The organism is Pseudomonas sp. 8_5_2 (assembly GCF_059295255.1).
This window is the reverse complement of the sequence record NZ_CM181238.1, coordinates 3,766,103-3,780,150: the sequence shown is the minus strand read 5'-3', so window position 1 is coordinate 3,780,150 and position 14,048 is coordinate 3,766,103. Positions and strand designations below refer to the sequence as shown.

The window sequence follows — 14,048 nt, the reverse complement described above, 5'->3', positions numbered from 1 at the left end:
TCAGTGACGGTGTTCGCGGGTAACCCCGGCGTCGTAGTGGCTGACCACCTGTTGCCAGCCGGCGGCGATCAATGCGGCCTGGCCGAGGTCGTCCGGGGGCACGGCGGCGCTGTCGCGGCGCAGCCAGACATCGGCTTGGCCGCTGCTGTCGGCTGGCAGAATCAACAGCAGGCTGCCGGCAACCTCTGGGGCCTGGCTGCGCCCCAGGTAGGCGCCGGCATCCAGCCATGACCACTGGTGCCCGCCGCGGCTCTGGCTGCCGACATCGACCACGAACGGCGGCAGGCCCTCTTCGGCCAGGGCCGGCACGCTGGGCGTGGCGGCGGTTTCTTCGCGCAGCAGCTGGATCTCGTCGAAGGCTACCCGCAGGTCGGTGTACAGGCCTTGCTCGGCGGCGGTAAGGTCGCGGCGGGCGTCGATCTGGTGGCTGGCAATGGCCTGTTCATCCTCACGCTCACCGCGCAGCAGCACCACACTGGCAGCGAGCACCACGATCAGCAGGCTGACCAGCAGCACATACAGGGTTTCGTGCCCGGCGCCGGCCGGGCGAATCACCTGGGCGCGGCTCATGGCTGCGGGATATCGGCGTAGTCGACTTCCACCACGTGCCCGGGGCCGGCGTCGAACAGCACGTAGAACTCGCCGTCAGGGCGCTTGAAGGTCAACGTCGAATCGTCGCCCAGCTTGCCGCCGACCAGCACTTGCTCGTCGTAACCGATCACATCCAGGGTCACTCCGGGGGCACCGCTGCCGTCCGAGAAGCCACCGGTGCATTTGACCTGGCCGCTGGCCAGCTCTTCGCACTCGCACATCGGGTTGTGCGCCAGGGCGGGGCTGGCGGCCAGCGCCAGCAGGGGCAGGGCGAGGGTGCGTAGCAGCTGTTTCATTTCTTGCCTCCTTGTTTTTCGAGCCAGGCCACGGTGGCCGGCGATGCCTTGGCGAGCGGGACCGACGCCTGGTGCATGCTGCCGTCCCAGCCTTCCAGGGTGATCCAGATCTGTGCGTCGGGCTTGGTGCGCGGCGGGATCGGCAGCGAGGTGCCCATGTTGTACGGCGCGCCGAAAAAAATCGTGCCGGCGGCTCGCAGGCTGCGCGGTTTGCCGATGCGCAGGTAGGCCGCCTTGACGTCCTTGACGCACGCCTTGCACAGCGCAGCGTTGAACGACTTGAAGTTGCCGGCCGGGCCGTCGGCGCGTGGCGGCTCGTCGCGCAGTTCGGCAAGGCTCAGGCTATAGGGGCCGACCTGGATGTCGCTGATCAGGTTGGCGCCCAGGCCGGCGTCGCCGCGAAACAGCCTGGCGTCGGCGAAGTACTTGGGCATGAAGCCCAGCGGAATGAGGATCAGCAGAATGTTCAGGTGAAACCGCCACTTCAGCCAGAACTGCTTCAGCGGGCTCGCGGGCAGGGCTTGGGCCTGGCTCATGGGTGCATCTCCACGGTGGTTTCACTGCGTGCCGCCCGCGGCGCCCGCTCGCTGCGCTTGATGGCGGCGGCGGTGGCCTGGGCGGTGCGTCTGGTCCAGATCAGCAAGCCGCTGAACACCATCATGGTGAGGACCAGACCGAAGAAGAACCACACCAGCTTGATCGGCAAACCGCCGAAGTCACCGGTGTGCAGCGGGCGCATGGACTCGGTGACGAACTCCAGGGCGGAGCGGTCGCTGATCTCGAACTGGCTGTCGACATTACGGGTGTAGGGGTTCACCGAGGCGCTCTGGAACATCAGCGGGTACCAGCCCGGCCCGGCCAGGGTGACATGACTGTAGGCGGTGGCTGGCAGCGAAATGAAGTTGATTTCCAGCCCCGGAATGGCCAGGCCGGCAATGCGCGCCGCTTCATCCAGGTCGATGCGCGGTGCCGGGCTGCCGTCCGCGGTTTGCGGTACGTCCTCACGGGCGATCACCGGCACGATGGGCCGGCTGGAAATGGTGATGTGGTTGTCGAACAGGATTGCCTGGATCAGGAACCAGGTGCCGGTGATGGAAATGACCGCAATGAACCAGATCGACCAGACCCCGGCCAGGCGATGCAGGTCGCCCCAGAAGATTCGCGCGCCATGGCCGGTGCGCACCGGTTTGAAGAAACCCTTCCAGAATTTCTTGTACACCACCAGCCCGGTGACCAGCGAAGCCAGCATGGGCAGGCCGAGCAGTGACACCAGATACCAGCCCCAACTGAAGCCATTGGTGAACGGCACCAGCCACCAGCCGTGCAGGGCGCGGGTGAAAGCCTCGAAGTTGAAGTCCGGGGTCTTGCCCTGGATGGCCCCGGTGTAGGGGTTTACATAAAGCGTCGGGCTGGTGCCGTCGGGCAGGGTCACGTTTGCTTTCACTGCAAAGTGCGAACCATCCGGCTGGCTCAGCCGTTCCACCACCATGTCCGGCTCGGCCTTGTTCAAGGCCTCCAGCACCTGCTGGAAGCTCATGCGCTGGACATCGGTATCGGGCTTGTTGGCACGCACGGCCGGGTCGGCCAACCAGACAATTTCCTGGCTGACCACGGCGAGCATGCCGGTAAAACAGACGATCAGCACAAAGAACCAGATCGGCAGGGCTAGCCAGCTGTGGACCAGGAACCACAGCCTGGATTTGGATTTTTTCGGTGATTTGGCCATCAGACGGTCTTCTGCAATGGGTGGTCGAGCGTGTGCCCAACCAAAGAGGGCTGTACTGATAAGGACGAATGAGAATCGAAAACCTGCCTTTTTAAATGCAAGCAAATGTTTCAAACGACAAGAGCCGGCCTGCGCACGAGGCGTCAGGCCGGCTTTTCGGTAGCTGGCGAAGGGGTCAGGCGCGGGTCATGGCCACTGCGGCTTGCGGCCTGCCGTGCAGTTGCGCCAGGTCGTGGTACAGCGCCTGGCCGATTTCTGCTGCGCGCGCCGGCAGCACCGACAGCAGGGTATCGCTCAGCCCATGGCTGTTCTCGCAGAACCCTTGCAGGTACACCGAGGCCTGCAGGTCGGGGCTGGCCAGCACGCGGTAATGGCGGTCGACGCTGAAATCGTCCAGGTAGCCGGCCAGCGGCGCCAGCAGGTCGCGGTGCGAGCGGCGTTCGTAGCCGGTGGCCAGGATTACCGCATCGTAGCGGTGGGTTTGCTGCTGGCTGGTGGCCAGGTCGCGCAGGGTCAGCTCCAGCCCGTCGCGGGTGGCCACCACCGCCTCTACCTGGCGCCGGCACAGCACGTTGTGGCGGTGCTGGTGGGCGACTTTCTGCCGGTAGAGGATGCCGTAGATGCGCTCGATGAGGTTGAGGTCGACCACCGAGTAGTTGGTGTTGTGGTATTCGCCCAGCAGCTTGCTGCGCTGGTCGGCCGGTTCGTTGTAGACAAGGTCGGTGTAGTCCGGCGAGAAGATCTCGTTGACGAACGGGCTGTCGTCAGCGGGCTTGAGGGCGGAGCCGCGCAGGATCATGTCGACCTTGACCGACGGGTAGCTGTCGTTGAGGTCGATGAACGCCTCGGCGGCGCTCTGGCCAGAACCGATCACGGCAATGCGCATCGGTTTGCCGGCGCTGCACGGCAGCTTGTTGAGGCTGCTGAGGTACTGGGAATGGTGGAATACCCGCGGGTCGTCCTTGAACGCGCCGAACTTTTCCGGAATTTTCGGCGTGCCGCCGCTGCCGACCACCACCGAACGGGTACGGCGGCTGTATTCGCGGCCCTGTGCGTCGCGCGATACCAGGCGCAGGTGTTCGACCCGGCCGCCGTGCAGCTCAGGTTCGATACGCAGCACTTCCTGGCCGTACACCGCCTGGGTGGCGAAATGCTCGGCGGCCCAGCGCAGGTAGTCGTTGTACTCCAGGCGGCAGGGGTAGAAGGTGCCGAGGTTGATGAAGTCGGCCAGGCGCTGCTTCTGGTGCAGGTAATTGACGAACGTGTACGGGCTGGTGGGGTTGCGCAGCGACACCAGGTCCTTGAGGAACGAGATCTGCAACTCGCTCTGGGTGGCCAGGGTCTCGCCGTGCCAGCGGTAGTCCTGCTGTTTGTCGATGAACAGCGCGTCGAGGGCATGGCCCTGGGACTCGGCGAGTTCCTCCAGGGCAATGGCCAAGGCCAGGTTGGAAGGGCCGAAGCCCACGCCGATCAGATCTTTGATGGTTTCCTGCTGTGCAGACTGGCTCATGGCTGCGATTCCCTGAATGGTCGAATGTGGACGCCCGCCGGGGCTCCGGCTCCTGCGCAAGTACAGATTGGAACGAGCCACCCGCGGGGGAATTTAAGGGGGCTAAAGAACTGCGTGGCGCGGCCGATAGGGGGGTTACGGCAGGGACCCAACTTCGAAGCAGGGAATCGACATGAGTGGAATTACGGCAGGCAACCTGATGATCAACGGCGTTTCAGCGCAGGCACTGAGCGCCACCGCCGCCACCGAGCGCGAGCAGGCCAGACAGGCCGGTGAGGCACTGGGCCCGTTGAGCGTGAGTAGCGACAGCATGAAGGTTTCGGCGGGTAGCCAGGCGCAACCTGCAGACAGTGAAGACAGCGGCGAATCGGAGTCGATGAAGGAACTGCGTCAGCTGATCAAGGATTTGCAGAAGCAGCTGGCCGAGGAACAGAAGCAGCTGGCTGCGTTGCAGAACAGCAAGATGGACGAGGCTGCCAAGACGGCCGCGATAGGGGCCAAGCAGGCGAGCATTGCCACCCTCAACGGGCTGATCCTCGCAGCGACCGCGCAGTTGCTGGAGCTGTTGCAGCAGGAAGGCGGCAGCAGCGCGGGCGGAATGGTCAGCGCCACGGCCTAGCTATTGACTGGCCACCCCACAGGGTCCCTGCTAAATCAGTAAGTTATGTGCAGTTCTATGAGAGCGGGTTCGAACCCGCTCCTGAAGGGGCGCCATGTCGGGCAACTACTCGGACGCCAGCCGGCTCTTGCTCTGGCGGTCCGACTTGTACTGCATGGCCACTGCCGGCGCCGGCTTGGCGCTGCCGGTTTCCAGCCACTGGCGCATACGGCTGGCATCGGCGAAGTGGGTGTACTTGCCGAAGGCATCAAGAATCACCATGGCCACCGGACGGTTGTCCATGCGGGTCAGCAGCACCAGGCAGTGCCCGGCTTCGTTGGTGAAACCGGTCTTGGTCAGCTTGATGTCCCAGTTGCTCTTGTTCACCAGGTGGTCGGTGTTACGGAAACCCAGGGTGTAGTTGGGCTTGCGGAACGCCACGGTCTTTTCGCGGGTGGTCGACAGCTCGCTAAGCATCGGGTACTTGCGCGAGGCCATCAGCAGCTTGGCCAGGTCGCGGGCGCTGGACACGTTCTGGGTCGACAGGCCGGTCGGCTCGACGTAGCGGGTGTGTGCCATGCCCAGGCTGCGAGCCTTGGCATTCATTGCCTTGATGAACGCCGGGTAGCCGCCGGGGTAGGCGTTGGCCAGGGTATTGGCCGCGCGGTTTTCCGACGACATCAGGGTAATCAGCAAGGTTTCGCGGCGGTCCAGTTGGCTACCCAACCGCACGCGCGAATACACGCCTTTCATTTCCGGGTTGTTGGCAATGGTCATGGTGAGCATCTCATCCATGGGCAGCTTGGCGTCCAGCACCACCATTGCCGTCATCAGCTTGGTCACCGAGGCAATCGGCACCACACGGTCGGCGTGGCTCGAATACAGCTCCTGGTTGCTGTTCAGGTCGATCAGCAAGGCGCTGCCTGAAGCAAGGTGCAGCTTGGAGGGGTCACGCTGGACCTGGGCCGGGGGTTGTGCAGCAGCGGTCGACGGAAGGGTCGCAGTACCTGTGAGCAACAGCAGCAGGCTGAGGATGGACAGGGATGTTTTCACGTTGAGGCTCACTAAAGGTTGGTATGTCGTTGGCTGTGCAAGGGTTTTCCCCCAAAAAACCGATGCATTGTGGAGTATGGCCCAAATGGTGTCGAATGCCTTATGACTAAAGGGCGCAAGGTGAACGATATTTAATCCTGTACCAATTCTGTACCAATTACGTTCGTCTCCAGCTTCGCCAGTTCGGTCCAGTCGTTGGCTGAATTCAACCACTTGGCGTAGGTCGTGAGCAGTACCTGAACCGAGTGCCCGAGCTGGCCAGCGATGAAGGCAGGGTTCATGCCCGACATAAGGCACATCGTGGCATAGGTATGCCTGCAGTTGTACTGCGGTCGGGCAGGAATTTTCAGGGCTGCGATCGCCTCATTGAAGTGGTACGCCGGCGTTTCAGGCCTCATCATGTGGGGAGACTTCCCGGCAGGTTGGAAGATGTACGGCGACTCTGTAGACACCCGACGTGATTGCTTGGACCGATAGTGCGCCACCTCTTGCGCTCTGGCCAAGGCGCCCAGGGCTCGGCTGTTCAGCATCACGGTACGGGTGTACCTGGTCTTGGTGCGATCAACCACCTGGTTCTCGACCACGATCCGGCAGATGTGGGCGGTCTTTTTCTCAAAGTCGATCTCATCCCAGCGCAGCGCCATGATTTCGCCTGTACGCATGCCAGTAAAGAGTGCGAACTCGTAGAAAGCTGCGAACACCTGGTTGGCTCGGGAGAAGTTTGCATACATCCACTGGATCAGCGCGTCAGCCTCCTGAACCGTGAACGGGTCGATCTGCTTTCTGTTTTTCTGCGGCAGCTGGATTGATGCCGCTGGGTTCCTATCCACAACTTCGTCATAGACCGCCGCTCGAAACATTGCCTTGACCCTGGCAATCGCGGCGCGTTTGACTGTCGAACTCTTCCACTCGGTCTTCGCGACCACATCCCTTAGCACCATTGGCGTTACGGCCTTGATCGGCAGAGTCGCCAGATGGGGCATCCAGTAGTTGTTCATCAGGCCCTTGTAGTTGACCCGGGTGTCATGCACCACTTCCAAGCTGTTTAGCCAGCTCTGCGCATACTCGCCAAACATGAGTTCATTGGCTGGGGCGGTATAGCTCGAAGTCGGGAAGAGCTCGGCGTACCGCTTTTCGTCCAGAACTCCATGCTTGGCCAGGCTGATTACTTGAGCGCGTAGATCGGCTGCCGTTTTGATCCCCTTGACGGTCTGGGGGTACGCGAGAGTTTCGGATCGACGCTCACCGTTCCAAGTAAAACGGATCCGGATTGATTTGCCGATGAATTCGACTCCAGTGGGTAGCCCCAGCTTCCTTCCAGCCACGCTTCGTATCTCCTGATGCTGTAAAAAATGCGGCCGTCGATCTTCTTCCAGACCCCCTCAGGGATCACGCCGCGGCTTCGCTTGCCTTCCAGGGCCCGCTTGGTCGTACCGACCAACTCGGCCATTTTCTCTTCCGGGACCTTGTCAGATACATAGGCCACCGGCTGGCGCTCTTCGTCTTGCATGATGGTCTCCACGCCGCCGGTGGCGGCAGGTTGGTGGTCAGGCCGGGGTCTTAGACAGCGCTGCGTCGGCCAGCTTGATCGCGGCCTGGGCATCATTCACGTACGCCGGATCGAGACCGCCGGCGTAGTGGATAACCCGCTGGCACGCGTCCAGTTCTTTGCGAGCCAGGCGGAGTGCCTGGATCAGCTCTTCCTGCAGTGCGCCCTCGGCCCGGCCGATATCCCAAAACTCTTGGCCCCAGTGATCAGCAGGCGGCGGGTTGCTGTTGTGCTTGCCGCCGGCCATGGCGCCGACGATCACATCTAGCCCGTTTGTAGGCGTTCTCGCCATCGAGGCTGAGGCCGCCGCGCCGGCGCAGGGTGCTCACGACCTCATCTGCGTTGAGGCCGCTGTCCTTGAACACGATGTCGAGCTCAGGCTTACCAGGGGTGTAAATGACCAGAGCCAGCTTGGCCTCCGGCCAGAGATCGGCCGCCAGGCGCTCCAGGCAGTCGTTCGCGGTGTGGTGGAATCGTTCGGTTGCGGACATAGGTCATCCTCGTCCGCGAGCTGTGCCGGCGGGCTTGATTTATAGGGGGAGGGGTTAGCAGTTGAAAGCGAACTGGAAATAGCGGCCGTCAGGCAGGGGGAGGGCTACGGTGCCGGAGAAGTCATCGCCGGACATGCCGCACTCCTGATCGACGTACACGTCGCCGAGGGCAAAGCCGTTGTCCTGAGGTGCGCCGGCCGGCTCGTCGACAATCTCGTAGTCGTAGGTGTTCTCGGCCGCTTCAATCTCTTCCTCGACCTGGGCGAACACCTCAGCACCTACCAGCGCCTTTACCACTTCTAGCACAGGGGAATTGCGCGCCTGCTGATCCATAAGGTACTGGGTATGCGCTTCGTCGGCCGCCCGCATGATCTCGAAGCACTCCTCATCGGTGATTCCGAAGATGTTGCTCATCGCGGCGCCTTCCATACCAGGTAGGCCATGTACATCAGGGGCAGGATCATTGGTTCTTCTCCTGTGCTCGGCGTGCAACACCTTCCATGATGGCGATCGACATGCGCCGTCGCTCTTGCGCCGCAGGGCTGTCGGGGTCGTAGTTGGGTCCAAGGTATGACTTTGGATCTTTGGCCATGGCTCTTTTCACTCGCGTGAAGTTCTCGTCGCGCTGCCAGAGGCTGCTCCAGACCAGAATCGGTTTCTTGCCCTTTTGCTCGCCCTCGGCCAGTTTCCAAATGGCCTGGCGATCGAATGTCATGAGCAGGTCCATGGCGCATACGGCCAGGCGCAGCTCGTCGTAGTCGGGGCGTTCGCCGGATCGCGCGGCCTCTATGATCTCGCCAAGGGTTCTCATGGCATCAGCTCCTTCGGAACTTTGACGGTATCCCCGAGTTTGGTGAGCACGAGGGTTCGGCAGAAGGCAACCAATGCTGTCGGCCCGTATAGCCAGATGCCGGCGCCTGCTGGGCCGGCGCTGTAATGGCAGCTGCTGTCCTGCAGGTGCTGGTTGTGATGTGCGCTGCCCCGATGACTGTCAATCAGCAGGCCGCCCTGGCTCCAGTCAATGGACGGCTGATAGAAGTTCGTCCAGCAGCCGCCTTCTGGGGTGTCGTAGATGCAGATGACGCCATGATCACCGATCCCAATTTCAGCGGCGTCGGTTGCCATGGCCACCGCCCAGTCCAGCGGCGCGCCGATCAGGTTGGATACCCTCACTTCGATCAGGTCGGTCATGGCTGATCACCTCGGTATGCTCGGTAGCCTGCCGCTATTGTGTCGCCGAAAAGCATCCAGATCAGAAACACGATCCCGAGCGGATACCAGGCCCAATCGGGCAAGAACTGGAGCAGCCAAATGAAGGGGAGGCCGATGGCGAGCACGATGAGGCAGAAGATAATCATGAACAGGTGAAGCCCAAGATCGCGCTTGCCGGTTCGACTCATTGCGGATACCGCGGCACGCAGCCGCTCTTTCGTCCGGTTCACAGCTCATACCTCTCATCAATCCAGCGCCCAGGCGCCAGTGCGGGTGTAGGTTCGGGTTGTGTTTCGTGCGGGGAGAGCTGGCGCTGGTTGCCGCCCTGCAGCTGGCTGTCGGGGATGCAGCTCAAGCCGCCTGAGTAGGACCAACACGTCACTGCGCGCTGGTCGTCGTGAAACACTTGAAATGCATAGGGCAGGCCTCGTGTTTCGCGGGGATCTGCGCTGGCGCCGGTGGCCAGCAGCAGGAGGCATAGGGCGAGGCGGGTCATGCTGCCACCTTGTGGCGTACCCACACGCAGATCGGCCCGTCCTCGGTGTCATGGATGGAAAAGATGAACCAGCCATCACCCGCCGGTTGCGTAGGGTTCCAGCTGGTGCAATCTGCCGTTCCGTCGTGATACCAGGCTCCCTGCAGGGTTTCTGGTGCGTCGTACTCAAAATCAACCTGCTTTATGTCCAGGCCGCGATCATGGAACCAGGCATAGGGAATCAACTCATCTTCCGTGGATGGCCATGCAGGGTGAGTCCAGAAGCCGTGCTCATCACGCGCAATGGCTACCGGCTGAATCAGTTGCTTTTCTTCAGGCACGATTTCGTCCTTAGCCGCTATATCGCGGCAATAAGTTGTACAAATTATTGGATGTGTGGAGGTTTTTCGGCCGGTGGTCCGATTCAGTTCACAGTTCGGCCTTTTCCGGTTGTGCAGCTGCACCGCTTCGCTATGGTGGTCTTTGGCCATACACAAAAGACGTCAGTCATAGGAGGCGGCATGCGAATTCGCGGAAACGTTTATTGGCAGTGGGCGGATCCCACACTCCACCACCGGGAGCATGACGAAACTCTCGATGACGGGACGTTTATCGATGTTCAGGTGAGGCTGTCGCGGACGGGCAGCACGCAGATGTTTATCGGCGTCTATGCGCCGGCTGGCGCTGCGCTCCACGAGGAGGCATTCGACTCCCGCCCAGGCGAATCGATGACCAGGGCACTGGTCTGGGGTGTGGGGCGCGCTCGCCGAATCGCCGCCGAGGGCCTGGCTAAAACGGAGAAGCTTGTAGCCTGCTCGAAATAGAGGGGGCGGGGTTACAGTTGGGAGGAGTACAGGTGTACTCTTAGCGAGCCCAGGCGTTTTCTATGCAGCGCCGGCATCTGCCGCAAGCGTTCCCGAGTTCATTGGCGCCTTTGCAAACATGCTCTTCGAGCCGAACCATTTCGTCGGCTTCAACAACATGGTCTTGGCTAGGCTCTGCGCTGGCGGACAGGGCTGCACGGTATTTGCGCAGGGTGCCTTCTTCGTTGTGCAGCTGGTGACCTTTGTTGTAGTGCCTTACGGCGCCAATCAGACCTTCGATATCGTCCAGGGCGCTATCCAGTTGCGCATCCCGCTCGGCCAGTTGGGCGCGTTGATTCGAAGTCCGCATGCTTTGCCGCATGATCTGCGCGTCAGAGTGCTTGATGACCTCTCGCAGTTGATCTGCCTCGGCGCTACTGCTCAGCGGTCCGACCGGAATCATTGGCAGCCCAGTAGCCGCCGCATCCCGGTCTGCCTCTTCTTTGGTCCACCAGAAGGCAGTACCAACCATCCACGCTATCGGCTCGGCGTGGGGCTGCGGGGCCGGCTTGGCCAACAGGGTGCGGAACTGGTCGCGCTCAGGCTTTGCAACCTTGAACGCCGACGCCGCGTGATCAAGGCGCAGTTGGATGCGTTCGGCCAGTTCGCGCGGCACGCTGACAATCTCGGTGTTGCTGGATCGGTTTTCTGTGGGCATGGGTGTCTCCTGCTGGCGGCGTCAGGCCGCCAGGCGCTGATAGAGTTCGATAAGGTCCGATGCGTTGGCCGCGACCAACGCCTCTGCTTCCTGGGGGCAAACACTGTTGCCGATCAGCTTCACCTGGTCGGTCTTGTTGACCTCTTTCCAGTAGAGCTGGCCGGTGACGATGTCGAGGAATAGCCCCCGGTCGATGATGTAGTCCGGTCGGAATCCCTGTGCGCGCTTGAGCTCGTGCGGCTGCAGCATGCGCAGCGTAATGTCGATGAGCACGTAGCTGCCGACCATTACAACGTCGGCATACTCGCTGAAGTGCTGAGGAAGATATTTGCGCAGGAACGCTGCACATTTCCTGGCGCCTGCCAACTGCTCGTCCGTCAGCGTGTGGCTGTGCAGTTGCACAACCTCTACCACGGCCATTCGATCTTTCGACGGAAGAGTGTGCACTGGCTCTCGGACAGAGATGCCGTCCTTCTCGGCGCCGTAGTACTTAACCAAGTAGGCAGTAGCTACGCGCTGGTTTGCGCCCTTGCCCAGCACTGTCGAGAAAGGGGTATCTGCAGCACGGCCGTCGCCCTTGTAGAACCCGCCGTTTGCTTGCTCGAGGTGAGCCGATGCAATCGCATGATGGCCGCTGCTCTGCGTGATACAGCTGAGCGGGCCGTTCGCTACAGCGCCCACGCACCCTTTGCGTAGAGTGACCAGGGAGGCCGAGACCAAAGCTTGTTCCCCGCGGTTCGCGCCGGTGACAGTCTTCACCTGATCGGTCACCGGGTAGCCTGATCGGTCGCCATGGTGTGTGAGATGCGTGACATGAGCACTGACCAGCGCATGGTGTGTTCCGCCACCGCTCACCGTGGATACGGGGTCTTCAATGCCATGGGTGCTTGTATGTGACTTCGAGGTTCCACGAAGCGGGACAATGAACGGATCATTGCAAGCCAGAGTGTGGCGCCAGAGGCCTTTGGCAAGCCGCTGCATTGTGTTCTCTACCAGCGGCGCATCTCGGAAGATGGTGCGCCCTTCGAGGCTCCAATCGATGCACTCTGCCGCCTGGCGCCAAGGTTGCTGGCTCTTCGTCGGCTGCTTGTGGAACTTCGGCGCTGGCCACACCACGGGCTTACCGTCGCGACGGGCCACCCCATATAGGCGCTTGCGAATAGTTGGGGCTCCCTGATTCGCTGCAACACGCACTTGGTGCTCGAAGTTGTACCGAAGCCCGCGCACCAGGGCCTCCTTCGGAACATACTCCCCAATCTCCGCCAGGATTTCCGGTAGGTCCGGGTGATCTTCAGCGATCCCTTTGCCCAGCACATCGACGAATGCCTGGAACGTCCTGCCCTTCAATGCCTTGATCGGCTTCCCTTCATCGTCAATCGGTCCCCAGTCGGCGAATTCTTCGACATTCTCCAAGAAGATCAAGCGCGGGCTCGTCTGGTAGGCCCAGCGGATGATCACCCAGGCCAAGCCGCGAATCTTCGTGTCGCGGGGTTTCCCACCCTTAGCCTTACTGTGGTGGCGGCAGTCGGGTGAAGCCCACAGAATGGCTACCGGCTGTCCTTTGGTGGCTAATATTGGGTCGACCTCAAAAACGTCTGCAACATAGTGCTCGGTCTGCGGGTGGTTAGCGCGATGCACGGCCAGCGCGATCTCGTTGTGGTTCACCGCCACATCCGGCTCCCGGTAGGCCGCAGCGATGCCGCTGCTGGCGCCGCCGCCACCGGCGAAGAGATCGACGACCAGCTCCTTTTCGAAGGGCAGGGCGAGGGAGGTCATACACGTCATATTGTGGTCCTTGCAGGCAGGCGCCGCCCTCGCCGGGGAGGCGTTATCGTTGAATAGGGGAAGGCGCTGGCGGGCAGCGCGGGAGGGTCAGGCTGCTACGTGAACCGGAACGGCGCGAAGGCTGTCTTTCTCGTCGGCGTCCCCCAGGTAAGGCTTGAGTTCGGAGCGGGTGTACTTGCCAGCCTTGTTCGTGTCGCTGGTGTAGCCGCTGTAGCTAGGCCCGAAGTAGGCACCACCGTGTCGATCTGTCCAGATCATGTAGAGCGATTCCTGAGGTGGGAATAGGATGTTCTTCAGCACTTCAGCGCGCTTGAAGTCCATCTTGGCCGCGGCCTGGGACATAAGCGACTCAAGGCGCTTGCGCCGCCGAGCCAGGTTCGCTTTGATCTTTGGCAGTTCAGGCGGAATCGTATGAAGTTCGCTGCAGCAGAGGTTGGTGTAGCTATACGGCCCGGTGATTACCCACCACATATTGTTGATGTTGTAGAGAGCCTGGCCCCGCTGCCAGCGGCCTTTACGGTCGGTAAACCATACGGCTTGACCGTGCTCAAGATTCACGCCCTCTGCTGAGTCGAGGTTGTAGGTCATGCCAGCGCCGGTCTTGTACTTCTCCCAGTTCTCGCCTTTGAAGTGACAAGACTGCTCGTAGTACAACTGAATCCGTGCGAGTGCCGTGAGGTGGCCTGGCCCTACTTTCTGGTTCCCAAATTTCCTCATCGCCTCTGTGTCGAAGTAGTAGCCGCTGAAGATGTTGCAGAGGTAGGTACGGATCCTTCGGCGGGTGCGCTCCATCTCCAGGCGCATGATGTAGGGCATGTGCTTCTCTTTGTCGCTCTGGTACCGGCCATCATGGTCAGGGCGATCGGGCGCGTTCACATTCTGGAACATCTCGAAGGTGATCGTCGCACCGGACAGCTTCAGGTCGGCCTTGAGGTCTCCCTTGCTGCAAAGGCGTTCGTTGCGGCGGAAGTTTTCAGCGATGCCGTACTGGTCATGCTTGTCGCGCTCGCGCAGCTCAGGCATGGAGCAGGTCCAGCCCATGCGATTGAGCGTCTGCACGATGCGCTTCAGCACCTGGTTGCGGTACCCGCGCTCCCAGGCTTTCTCTTGGTCCCACGACTGACGACCGGGGTGTGGCTCGCGGATAATGATCTCGGCATCACCGAAGATGACGCTGGCGCTGCGGTTGAGCTGTGGCATTGTTCTTCTCCATGCATGCGCCGCCCTCCGTGGCCGGATGC

Annotated in this window: 18 protein-coding genes and 2 pseudogenes; 2 read left to right on the top strand and 18 right to left on the bottom strand. The window is 61.5% G+C overall.

The genetic code is table 11. The features are described from left to right. The 5 genes from AC5O5R_RS17445 to AC5O5R_RS17425 all read right to left on the bottom strand — a co-directional run bounded on the left by AC5O5R_RS17445 (position 1) and on the right by AC5O5R_RS17425 (position 4,123). Entirely contained in the window at positions 1 to 570 is a 570-nt protein-coding gene (locus AC5O5R_RS17445; RefSeq protein ID WP_172226966.1) for a DUF6162 family protein, read from the bottom strand. Continuing rightward, positions 567 to 887, bottom strand: coding sequence for a hypothetical protein (locus tag AC5O5R_RS17440; RefSeq protein WP_172226969.1), 321 nt, complete (start codon positions 885 to 887; stop codon positions 567 to 569). Before AC5O5R_RS17440 ends, AC5O5R_RS17445 begins: the two co-directional genes overlap by 4 nt. After that, complete coding sequence (locus AC5O5R_RS17435; RefSeq protein ID WP_172226972.1) at positions 884 to 1,423, bottom strand: PA2404 family protein; 540 nt, start codon at positions 1,421 to 1,423, stop codon at positions 884 to 886. The genes AC5O5R_RS17440 and AC5O5R_RS17435 overlap by 4 nt, the downstream gene beginning before the upstream one ends. After that, positions 1,420 to 2,613 carry a PepSY-associated TM helix domain-containing protein gene (locus tag AC5O5R_RS17430; protein WP_494514616.1) on the bottom strand — a complete coding sequence of 398 codons (1,194 nt, stop codon included), beginning with the start codon at positions 2,611 to 2,613 and terminating at the stop codon, positions 1,420 to 1,422. The genes AC5O5R_RS17435 and AC5O5R_RS17430 overlap by 4 nt, the downstream gene beginning before the upstream one ends. Positions 2,614 to 2,788: 175 nt before the next feature. Next, a complete protein-coding gene (locus AC5O5R_RS17425; protein ID WP_494514615.1) occupies positions 2,789 to 4,123 on the bottom strand; it encodes a lysine N(6)-hydroxylase/L-ornithine N(5)-oxygenase family protein in 1,335 nt (444 codons plus the stop codon). A 172-nt stretch (positions 4,124 to 4,295) separates the two neighbouring features. Between AC5O5R_RS17425 and AC5O5R_RS17420 the strand changes: the two genes are divergently transcribed. Next, a complete protein-coding gene (locus AC5O5R_RS17420) occupies positions 4,296 to 4,742 on the top strand; it encodes a hypothetical protein (RefSeq protein WP_172226981.1) in 447 nt (148 codons plus the stop codon). Positions 4,743 to 4,847: 105 nt separating this feature from the next. On the opposite strand, the gene pbpG is transcribed toward AC5O5R_RS17420, so the two are convergent. The 10 genes and pseudogenes from pbpG to AC5O5R_RS17370 all read right to left on the bottom strand — a co-directional run bounded on the left by pbpG (position 4,848) and on the right by AC5O5R_RS17370 (position 9,842). Further along, positions 4,848 to 5,774: a D-alanyl-D-alanine endopeptidase gene (gene pbpG / locus AC5O5R_RS17415; protein ID WP_172226984.1), complete on the bottom strand. Its 927-nt coding sequence runs from the start codon at positions 5,772 to 5,774 to the stop codon at positions 4,848 to 4,850. A 131-nt stretch (positions 5,775 to 5,905) separates the two neighbouring features. Beyond that, positions 5,906 to 6,850, bottom strand: a complete 945-nt coding sequence (locus AC5O5R_RS17410) for a tyrosine-type recombinase/integrase (RefSeq protein ID WP_494515470.1) — start codon at positions 6,848 to 6,850, stop codon at positions 5,906 to 5,908. Between the two features lie 84 nt (positions 6,851 to 6,934). Further along, positions 6,935 to 7,099: pseudogene (locus AC5O5R_RS17405) on the bottom strand (Arm DNA-binding domain-containing protein); the annotation flags it as partial. Between the two features lie 222 nt (positions 7,100 to 7,321). After that, positions 7,322 to 7,814: pseudogene (locus tag AC5O5R_RS17400) on the bottom strand (hypothetical protein). A 54-nt stretch (positions 7,815 to 7,868) separates the two neighbouring features. Next, positions 7,869 to 8,228 (bottom strand): hypothetical protein, encoded by a 360-nt coding sequence (locus AC5O5R_RS17395; RefSeq protein WP_494514614.1) that lies wholly within the window; start codon positions 8,226 to 8,228, stop codon positions 7,869 to 7,871. 46 nt (positions 8,229 to 8,274) lie between these two features. Then, the gene (locus AC5O5R_RS17390) at positions 8,275 to 8,625 is read right to left on the bottom strand and encodes a hypothetical protein (protein ID WP_494514613.1); all 351 of its coding nucleotides are present in this window, start codon (positions 8,623 to 8,625) and stop codon (positions 8,275 to 8,277) included. Continuing rightward, positions 8,622 to 9,005: a phage protein NinX family protein gene (locus AC5O5R_RS17385; protein WP_494514612.1), complete on the bottom strand. Its 384-nt coding sequence runs from the start codon at positions 9,003 to 9,005 to the stop codon at positions 8,622 to 8,624. Before AC5O5R_RS17385 ends, AC5O5R_RS17390 begins: the two co-directional genes overlap by 4 nt. Next, positions 9,002 to 9,256: a hypothetical protein gene (locus AC5O5R_RS17380; RefSeq protein ID WP_494514611.1), complete on the bottom strand. Its 255-nt coding sequence runs from the start codon at positions 9,254 to 9,256 to the stop codon at positions 9,002 to 9,004. Before AC5O5R_RS17380 ends, AC5O5R_RS17385 begins: the two co-directional genes overlap by 4 nt. Beyond that, complete coding sequence (locus tag AC5O5R_RS17375) at positions 9,253 to 9,522, bottom strand: hypothetical protein (protein ID WP_494514610.1); 270 nt, start codon at positions 9,520 to 9,522, stop codon at positions 9,253 to 9,255. The genes AC5O5R_RS17380 and AC5O5R_RS17375 overlap by 4 nt, the downstream gene beginning before the upstream one ends. After that, entirely contained in the window at positions 9,519 to 9,842 is a 324-nt protein-coding gene (locus AC5O5R_RS17370; protein ID WP_494514609.1) for a hypothetical protein, read from the bottom strand. The genes AC5O5R_RS17375 and AC5O5R_RS17370 overlap by 4 nt, the downstream gene beginning before the upstream one ends. 180 nt (positions 9,843 to 10,022) lie before the next feature. Between AC5O5R_RS17370 and AC5O5R_RS17365 the strand changes: the two genes are divergently transcribed. Further along, a complete protein-coding gene (locus AC5O5R_RS17365; protein ID WP_494514608.1) occupies positions 10,023 to 10,325 on the top strand; it encodes a hypothetical protein in 303 nt (100 codons plus the stop codon). 40 nt (positions 10,326 to 10,365) lie between these two features. On the opposite strand, the gene AC5O5R_RS17360 is transcribed toward AC5O5R_RS17365, so the two are convergent. The 3 genes from AC5O5R_RS17360 to AC5O5R_RS17350 form a co-directional block, all read right to left on the bottom strand. Next, positions 10,366 to 11,022 (bottom strand): hypothetical protein, encoded by a 657-nt coding sequence (locus AC5O5R_RS17360; RefSeq protein ID WP_494514607.1) that lies wholly within the window; start codon positions 11,020 to 11,022, stop codon positions 10,366 to 10,368. 21 nt (positions 11,023 to 11,043) lie between these two features. Next, the gene (locus AC5O5R_RS17355; RefSeq protein ID WP_494514606.1) at positions 11,044 to 12,807 is read right to left on the bottom strand and encodes a DNA cytosine methyltransferase; all 1,764 of its coding nucleotides are present in this window, start codon (positions 12,805 to 12,807) and stop codon (positions 11,044 to 11,046) included. Positions 12,808 to 12,894: 87 nt separating this feature from the next. After that, positions 12,895 to 14,007, bottom strand: a complete 1,113-nt coding sequence (locus AC5O5R_RS17350; RefSeq protein ID WP_494514605.1) for a hypothetical protein — start codon at positions 14,005 to 14,007, stop codon at positions 12,895 to 12,897. Positions 14,008 to 14,048 lie beyond the last annotated feature (41 nt).

Bases quoted from the DNA above. Each gene is read 5' to 3' on its own strand.
- AC5O5R_RS17445 (WP_172226966.1), bottom strand. From the start codon at position 570: ATGAGCCGCGCCCAGGTGATTCGCCCGGCCGGCGCCGGGCACGAAACC.
- AC5O5R_RS17440 (WP_172226969.1), bottom strand. From the start codon at position 887: ATGAAACAGCTGCTACGCACCCTCGCCCTGCCCCTGCTGGCGCTGGCC.
- AC5O5R_RS17435 (WP_172226972.1), bottom strand. From the start codon at position 1,423: ATGAGCCAGGCCCAAGCCCTGCCCGCGAGCCCGCTGAAGCAGTTCTGG.
- AC5O5R_RS17430 (WP_494514616.1), bottom strand. From the start codon at position 2,613: ATGGCCAAATCACCGAAAAAATCCAAATCCAGGCTGTGGTTCCTGGTC.
- AC5O5R_RS17425 (WP_494514615.1), bottom strand. From the start codon at position 4,123: ATGAGCCAGTCTGCACAGCAGGAAACCATCAAAGATCTGATCGGCGTG.
- AC5O5R_RS17420 (WP_172226981.1), top strand. From the start codon at position 4,296: ATGAGTGGAATTACGGCAGGCAACCTGATGATCAACGGCGTTTCAGCG.
- AC5O5R_RS17410 (WP_494515470.1), bottom strand. From the start codon at position 6,850: ATGTTTGGCGAGTATGCGCAGAGCTGGCTAAACAGCTTGGAAGTGGTG.
- AC5O5R_RS17395 (WP_494514614.1), bottom strand. From the start codon at position 8,228: ATGAGCAACATCTTCGGAATCACCGATGAGGAGTGCTTCGAGATCATG.
- AC5O5R_RS17390 (WP_494514613.1), bottom strand. From the start codon at position 8,625: ATGAGAACCCTTGGCGAGATCATAGAGGCCGCGCGATCCGGCGAACGC.
- AC5O5R_RS17385 (WP_494514612.1), bottom strand. From the start codon at position 9,005: ATGACCGACCTGATCGAAGTGAGGGTATCCAACCTGATCGGCGCGCCG.
- AC5O5R_RS17375 (WP_494514610.1), bottom strand. From the start codon at position 9,522: ATGACCCGCCTCGCCCTATGCCTCCTGCTGCTGGCCACCGGCGCCAGC.
- AC5O5R_RS17365 (WP_494514608.1), top strand. From the start codon at position 10,023: ATGCGAATTCGCGGAAACGTTTATTGGCAGTGGGCGGATCCCACACTC.
- AC5O5R_RS17360 (WP_494514607.1), bottom strand. From the start codon at position 11,022: ATGCCCACAGAAAACCGATCCAGCAACACCGAGATTGTCAGCGTGCCG.
- AC5O5R_RS17355 (WP_494514606.1), bottom strand. From the start codon at position 12,807: ATGACGTGTATGACCTCCCTCGCCCTGCCCTTCGAAAAGGAGCTGGTC.
- AC5O5R_RS17350 (WP_494514605.1), bottom strand. From the start codon at position 14,007: ATGCCACAGCTCAACCGCAGCGCCAGCGTCATCTTCGGTGATGCCGAG.